At 68.9% G+C, this 6,359-nt stretch carries 5 protein-coding genes; 4 read left to right on the top strand and 1 reads right to left on the bottom strand.

Going from position 1 to position 6,359, the window contains the following annotated elements:
• Window positions 1-95: 95 nt before the first annotated feature.
• Both G6018_RS04900 and G6018_RS04895 read left to right on the top strand, forming a co-directional pair.
• A complete protein-coding gene (locus G6018_RS04900) occupies window positions 96-1,700 on the top strand; it encodes an acyl-CoA synthetase (protein WP_182616106.1) in 1,605 nt (534 codons plus the stop codon).
• A gap of 70 nt (window positions 1,701-1,770) precedes the next feature.
• Window positions 1,771-3,231 carry an aldehyde dehydrogenase family protein gene (locus G6018_RS04895; RefSeq protein ID WP_182616108.1) on the top strand — a complete coding sequence of 487 codons (1,461 nt, stop codon included), beginning with the start codon at window positions 1,771-1,773 and terminating at the stop codon, window positions 3,229-3,231.
• Window positions 3,232-3,249: 18 nt separating this feature from the next.
• Here the strand turns inward: G6018_RS04895 and G6018_RS04890 are convergent, their stop codons facing one another.
• Complete coding sequence (locus tag G6018_RS04890) at window positions 3,250-4,056, bottom strand: crotonase/enoyl-CoA hydratase family protein (RefSeq protein ID WP_182638944.1); 807 nt, start codon at window positions 4,054-4,056, stop codon at window positions 3,250-3,252.
• Window positions 4,057-4,132: 76 nt separating this feature from the next.
• Between G6018_RS04890 and G6018_RS04885 the strand changes: the two genes are divergently transcribed.
• Both G6018_RS04885 and G6018_RS04880 read left to right on the top strand, forming a co-directional pair.
• Window positions 4,133-5,770 carry an acyl-CoA synthetase gene (locus G6018_RS04885; protein ID WP_182638942.1) on the top strand — a complete coding sequence of 546 codons (1,638 nt, stop codon included), beginning with the start codon at window positions 4,133-4,135 and terminating at the stop codon, window positions 5,768-5,770.
• Between the two features lie 2 nt (window positions 5,771-5,772).
• On the top strand, window positions 5,773-6,359 hold a 587-nt coding region (locus G6018_RS04880), incomplete at its 3' end, for a nitronate monooxygenase (RefSeq protein WP_182638946.1).

Genomic DNA, 6,359 nt, shown 5'->3' with positions numbered 1-6,359 from the left:
GCCCGGGTCCCGGAGGGGTCTGCGGAAATGGGATGAGAATAGTCCTCGGAGTCAATCCCTGGACCCCTGACAGGAACACGTTCTAGTCTGGGGTCATGAGCGCACCCACACCCACCATTCCCACCGAGACCGGAGTCCTGAACAACCGGACCGGGGAGTACGTGACCAGCGTCTACCGGATCGCCGAGGCCGAGCCGGACCGCGTCGCGGTGATCGAGGCCTCCGGTCGCCGGGTGACCTTCGGCGAACTCGTGGACGCGGCGCACGGCCACGCGCGGGGCCTGCGCGCGCTGGGGCTGGGGGCCGGGGACGGGATCGTCCTGATGGCGCCGAACAGTATCGGGTTCCTCGAGGTCTACTTCGCCGCCCTCGAGATCGGTCTCTACGTGGCCCCCGCCAACTGGCACCTGACCGGGCCCGAGGTGGCCTACATCCTGGAGAACTCGGGCTCGACGGTGTTCGTGGCCGACGAGAGGTTCGCCGACGTGGCCACCACCGCCGCGGCCGAGGCCGGACTCGACCCCGCCCGCTGCTACGCGATCGGCGACGTACCGGGGTTCCGGCCGCTCTCCGAGCTCGCCGTCCCGGCCGAGGGGGAGGACCCCTTGCCGTCGGGCCGCACCCTCGGCGCCCCGATGCTCTACACCTCGGGCACCACCGGTCGCCCCAAGGGCGTGCGCAGGCCTCTGACCGGCGCCTCTCCCGACCAGGTGACGGTTCCCAACTATTTCTTCTTCGCCGGCTTCGGCATCCAGGGCGCGGACAACGTGCACATTTGCGGCTCACCGCTCTACCACACGGCCGTCCTCAACTTCGTCGCCATCTCGCTCAACCTGGGCCAGACGGTGGTGCTCATGGACAAGTGGGCCCCGGAGGAGATGCTGCGTCTCATCGACGCCCACGGGGTGACCCAGTCCCACATGGTCCCGACCCAGTTCTCGCGCCTGCTCGAACTGCCGGAGGAGGTGCGCGCGAAGTACGACGTGTCGAGCCTCCGGACGATCGTCCACGGCGCCGCCCCGTGTCCGAAGCACGTCAAGCAGGCGATGTTGGACTGGTGGGGACCCGTCCTCACCGAGTACTACGCCGGCACCGAGGGCGGTGGCTGCACCATCACGGGCGAGGAGTGGCTGCGCAAGCCGGGGAGCGTGGGCCGGCCGTGGAAGACCACCACCCTGAAGATCCTCGACGACGACGGCAACGAACTCCCCGCCGGCGAGACGGGCAACGTCTACCTCCAGATGCACGGGTCCAGGTTCGAATACCACCAGGATGCGGAGAAGACCGCGAAGACCTACGTCGGCGAGCTGTTCACCATGGGCGACATCGGCTACGTGGACTCCGACGGCTATCTGTTCCTGTGCGACCGCAAGAACGACATGATCATCTCCGGCGGTGTGAACATCTACCCGGCCGAGATCGAGTCGGAGATGACCCGCCACGACGCCGTCCGCGACGCGGCGGTGTTCGGCATCCCGCACCCCGACTGGGGCGAGGAGGTCAAGGCCGTGGTCGAGCTGGCCGAGGGTTACGTCGAGTCCGACGAGCTCAAGACGCAGATCCTCGACGACCTCTCCGGCCGACTGGCCAAGTTCAAGATGCCGCGGTCGATCGACGTGGTGGAGGAGCTGCCCCGGCAGGCCAACGGCAAGTTGGTCAAGCGCAAGCTCAAGGATCCGTACTGGGCGGACGCCCGGTGAGCCGTATCGGGCGGACGCCCGCCGGCCCGGTTACCCACCGGCTACCGGGGCCGCTCACTACCCTGGACGCATGACCAGTACCCCGACCGCCCGTGATCTCACGCTCGCCCAGATCCTCGAGCGGCAGCAGCAGGCGTTCCTCGCCGACCCGCAGCCAGAGGCCGGGATACGGCGCGATCGGATCCAGCGGCTCAAGCACCTCGTCCTGGACAACGCGGCCGAGTTCACCGAGGCGATCCGCGAGGACTACGGGTGCCGACCCGAGACGCTCTCCACGATCACCGACATCGCGTCATCGATCCCGGACCTGGATCATCAGCGCGGCCACCTCGCCAGGTGGATGAGGCCGAAGCGGGTCTCCCGAGCCCTCGACGCGGTGGGGTTCACCCAGCAGGTCCGCCACGACCCCAAGGGCGTCGTCGGGATCATCGGCCCCTGGAACTTCCCCCTGTATCTGACGATCGTCCCGGCCGGGTCGGCGCTCGCCGCGGGCAACCGGGTCATGATCCGGCCGTCGTCGGTCACCGCCCACACGACCGAGGTGCTCTGCCGTCGGGCGCCCGAGTACTTCGCCGTCGACGAGTTGGCCGTCGCGGGGCCCGAACACGGCCGCGGTTCGGACTTCTCCCGACTGCCCTTCGACCACCTGTTCTTCACCGGCTCCCCTGGTGTCGGCAGGTCCGTCGCCAGGGACGCCGCCGCCAACCTCACCCCGGTCACCCTCGAACTGGGCGGCAAGAACCCCGTCGTGGTGGACACCAGCGCCGACCTCGACCGAGCCGCGCGGGGCATCGCGGCATCCCGCATGATCAACGGCGGCCAGGTGTGCATGTGCCCGGACTACGTCTTCGTCCCCCGGGCGGAGGTGGACAGGTTCTGCGACACCGTCCTGGACGAGTGGCGCAGGACCCTGCCGGCGATCGTGGGCAACCCCGAGTACACCGCGATCGTCAACACGTCCAACTACGAGCGCGTCGTCGGCCTGATCGACGACGCCGTGGCCAAGGGTGCCGTCAGGCGCGACGCCGCCCCGGCGGGGGAGCGGTTGCCGGACGCGGGTGTCCGGAAGATCGCACCCACCCTTCTCACCGGTGTGACGCCCGAGATGGAGATCGACTCGGACGAGGTGTTCGGGCCCGTACTCACGGTCTTCGGATACCGGAGCCTCGACGAGGCGGTCCGCTACATCAACGAGCGGCCCAGCCCGCTGGTCCTGTACTGGTACGGCCAGAAGAACAGCCGCTTCGACACCGTGGCCGACCGCACCCGCTCGGGAAACATCTACGGCAACGACTTCGGCATCGGGATGGCCTCCCCGGCCGTCCCCTTCGGCGGGGTCGGCGATTCGGGGATGGGCGGCTACCACGGGCACTACGGATTCCGGACGTTCACCCACGAGCGCGCCGTCGCGATGCACTCTTACGACGTCAACGTCTCCCGGGTGCTCGCGCCCCCGTTCACCGCGGGCAAGAAGAGGCTGGCCTCGGGGTACCTCGGGGTGATGAAGGCCCGGACCCGGCTGGGGCTCTAGTCGGGTCCGGGCGCCCGGTCACTCCCCGCGGAACTCGGGCTTGCGCTTCTCCGCGAACGCGCGAGGGCCCTCCTTGGCATCGGCAGAGGCGAAGACCCGCCCGCCCACCTCGGCGTCGACGCGGAAGGCCTCCTCCTCGTGCATGCCCTCGGTGCGCCGGATGGTCTCGATCATCCCCTGCACCGCGAGGGGCCCGTTCGCGGCGATGAGCCCGGCGATCTCCAGGGCCTTGTCCAGGGCGGTGCCGTCCTCGACCACGTGGCCGATCAGCCCGAACCGCTCCGCCTCCTCGGCGGTGAGATGGCGGCCCGTCATGAGGACCTCCATCGCGACGGTGTAGGGGATCTGACGCACGAGCCGCACCGCGGAGCCGCCGAGGGGGTACAGGCCCCAGCGGGCCTCGGAGACGCCGAACCTGGCGGAGCGCCCGGCGACCCGGATGTCGGTGCCCTGCAGGATCTCGGTCCCGCCGGCGATCGCCGGGCCCTCGACCGCGGCGATGAGCGGCTTGCTCAGCCGGCGCCCCTTGAGCAGCGCGGGCAGACTGGTCAGGTCCCAGCCCCCACCCGCGAACTTGTCGCCCGGCGCGTCCTTGTTCATCGCCTTGAGATCCGCACCCGCGCAGAAGTACCCGCCCGCGCCGGTCAGGATGCACGCGCGGATGTCCGGGTCGGAGTCCACCAGATCCCACGCCGCCTCCATGCCGCGCATCATCGGCCCGGACAGCGCGTTGCGCGCCTCGGGGCGGTTCATGGTCACCACCAGGACGTGTCCACGCCGCTCGGTGAGCAGGTGCTGGTCCTCGGGCGTCTCGACGCGGGTCATCGGGCCTCCAAAAATTAGTTACACGGGTCCACGGCTTTCGCCCACGGCCGACGGTAACACGTTCTACTTTGGGTGTATGGCGTACACCATCGGAGATCTCGTCGAGCATAGTGTCGATCGCGTTCCGGACCGGGTCGTCCTGGTCCAGGAGGGTCGGTCGTTCACCTTCAGGGAACTGGAGGAACGGGCCAACAGGCTCGCCCACCACCTCCGGTCCGTCGGTGTCGGACCCGACGACAAGGTGGCGGTGTACAGCCGCAACACCATCGAGGCGGTCGAGGCGATGGTCGCGATCTTCAAGATCCGCGCCGTGATGGTCAACGTCAACTACCGGTACGTCCCGGCCGAGCTCGAGTACCTGCTCGACAACTCCGACTCCGTCGTGGTGTTCCACGAGCGGCGCTATTCGGACGTCCTCGCCCGGGCCCTGCCCAACACGCCGGGGGTCCGGCACTGCCTGGTCATCGAGGACGGCACCGACACCCCTGACCCGCAGACGCCCGACGGGGTCTCCGTCGCCCACTACGACGACGCGCTGGCGGCGCAGTCGCCGGAGCGCGACTTCGACGAACGCTCGAACGACGACATCTACATGCTCTACACCGGCGGCACCACGGGCTCCCCCAAGGGAGTGATGTGGCGTCAGGAGGACGTGTTCATGGTCCTCGGCGGCGGCATCGACTTCCTCACCGGTGAGAAGGTCGCGGACGAGTGGGAGCTGGCGAACAAGGCGGTCGACGGTGGCGTCCTGGTCCGCGCCGCCCTGCCCCCGCTCATCCACGGCGGTGCCCAGTGGGCGATCCTCATGGCGCTGTTCGCCGGCCACACCAGCGTGCTCATCCCGGAGTTCGACGCCGAGACCGTCTGGCGGACCGTGACCGAGCACAAGATCAATCTCCTGTTCATCACGGGAGACGCCATGGCGCGTCCCCTGATCGAGGCATGGGACGCGGAGAAGTACGACTCGTCGTCGTTGTTCTACATAGGGTCCTCCGCGGCCCTGTTCTCGCCCTCGGTCAAGGACCAGTTCATCGAGGCGTTCCCGAACGTCATGCTCTCGGACTCGATCGGGTCCTCCGAGACCGGCTTCTCCGGGATCGCGCTCGCGGAGAAGGGCAAGACCCACACCGGTGGACCCCGCGTGAAGATCGACGGGGAGACCACGGTCCTCGACTCCGAGGGCAACGAGGTCCAGCCCGGTTCCGAGGTCATCGGCAAGGTCGCGCGCACCGGGCACATCCCGGTGGGGTACTACAAGGACGAGGTCAAGACGGCGGCCACGTTCAAGACGTACGGCGGGAAGCGCTACTCGATCCCCGGTGACGACGCCCGGGTCGAGGAGGACGGCACCGTCACGATGCTCGGCCGCGGATCGGTCTCCATCAACACCGGAGGCGAGAAGGTCCACCCGGAGGAGGTCGAGGCCGCCCTCAAGACGCACCCCGACGTGTACGACGCGCTCGTGATCGGCGTCCCCGACGAGCGGATGGGCCACAAGGTCGCCGCCGTGCTCCACACGCGTGACGGCAAGTGCCCGCCGATCGACGAGCTGAACGACCACGCGCGGCGAGAGATCGCCCGCTACAAGTGCCCGCGAGCGCTGTGGGTCGAGCAATCGGTCAAGCGCAATCCCGCGGGCAAACCCGACTACCGATGGGCCGCGGAGATCGCCGCGTCCCGCCCCGCAGACGACAGCCAGGAGATCAGCAAGTGAGCATCCGTACCCCACTCGCGGAGGAATTCGGGATCGAGTACCCGGTCTTCGCCTTCACCCCGTCCAAGGCGGTCGCCGCAGCGGTGACGCGCGCCGGCGGCATGGGCGTCCTCGGGTGCGTCCGCTACAACGACGCGGCCGAGCTCGACGAGGTCCTGACCTGGATGGACGAGAACACGGACGGGAAGCCGTACGGCGTGGACATCGTCATGCCGAACAAGGTACCCACCGAGGGCAGCACCACCGACATCGCCGCGATGATCCCCGAGGAGCACAAGGCGTTCGTCTCCCGGGTCCTCGACGACCTCGGGGTGCCGCCCCTCGGTGACGACGCCGAGCACAACGCCGGTGTCCTGGGGTGGCTCCACTCGGTCGCCGAGGCGCACGTCGAGATGTCGCTCAAGCACCGCCCGGTGCTCATCGCCAACGCGCTCGGCTCCCCGCCCAAGCACATCGTGGACCTCGCGCACGCCAACGGGATCAAGGTCGCCGCGCTCGCCGGTGCGAAGAAGCACGCGCTCGCGCACGTGGACAACGGCGTCGACATCGTGATCGCCCAGGGCGGGGAGGCCGGCGGCCACACCGGCGA

Source organism: Dietzia sp. DQ11-44 (assembly GCF_014145205.1).
Taxonomy (GTDB): domain Bacteria; phylum Actinomycetota; class Actinomycetes; order Mycobacteriales; family Mycobacteriaceae; genus Dietzia; species Dietzia natronolimnaea.
The sequence above is the reverse complement of the archived record's forward strand: the minus strand, read 5'-3'. Positions and strand labels throughout refer to the sequence as shown.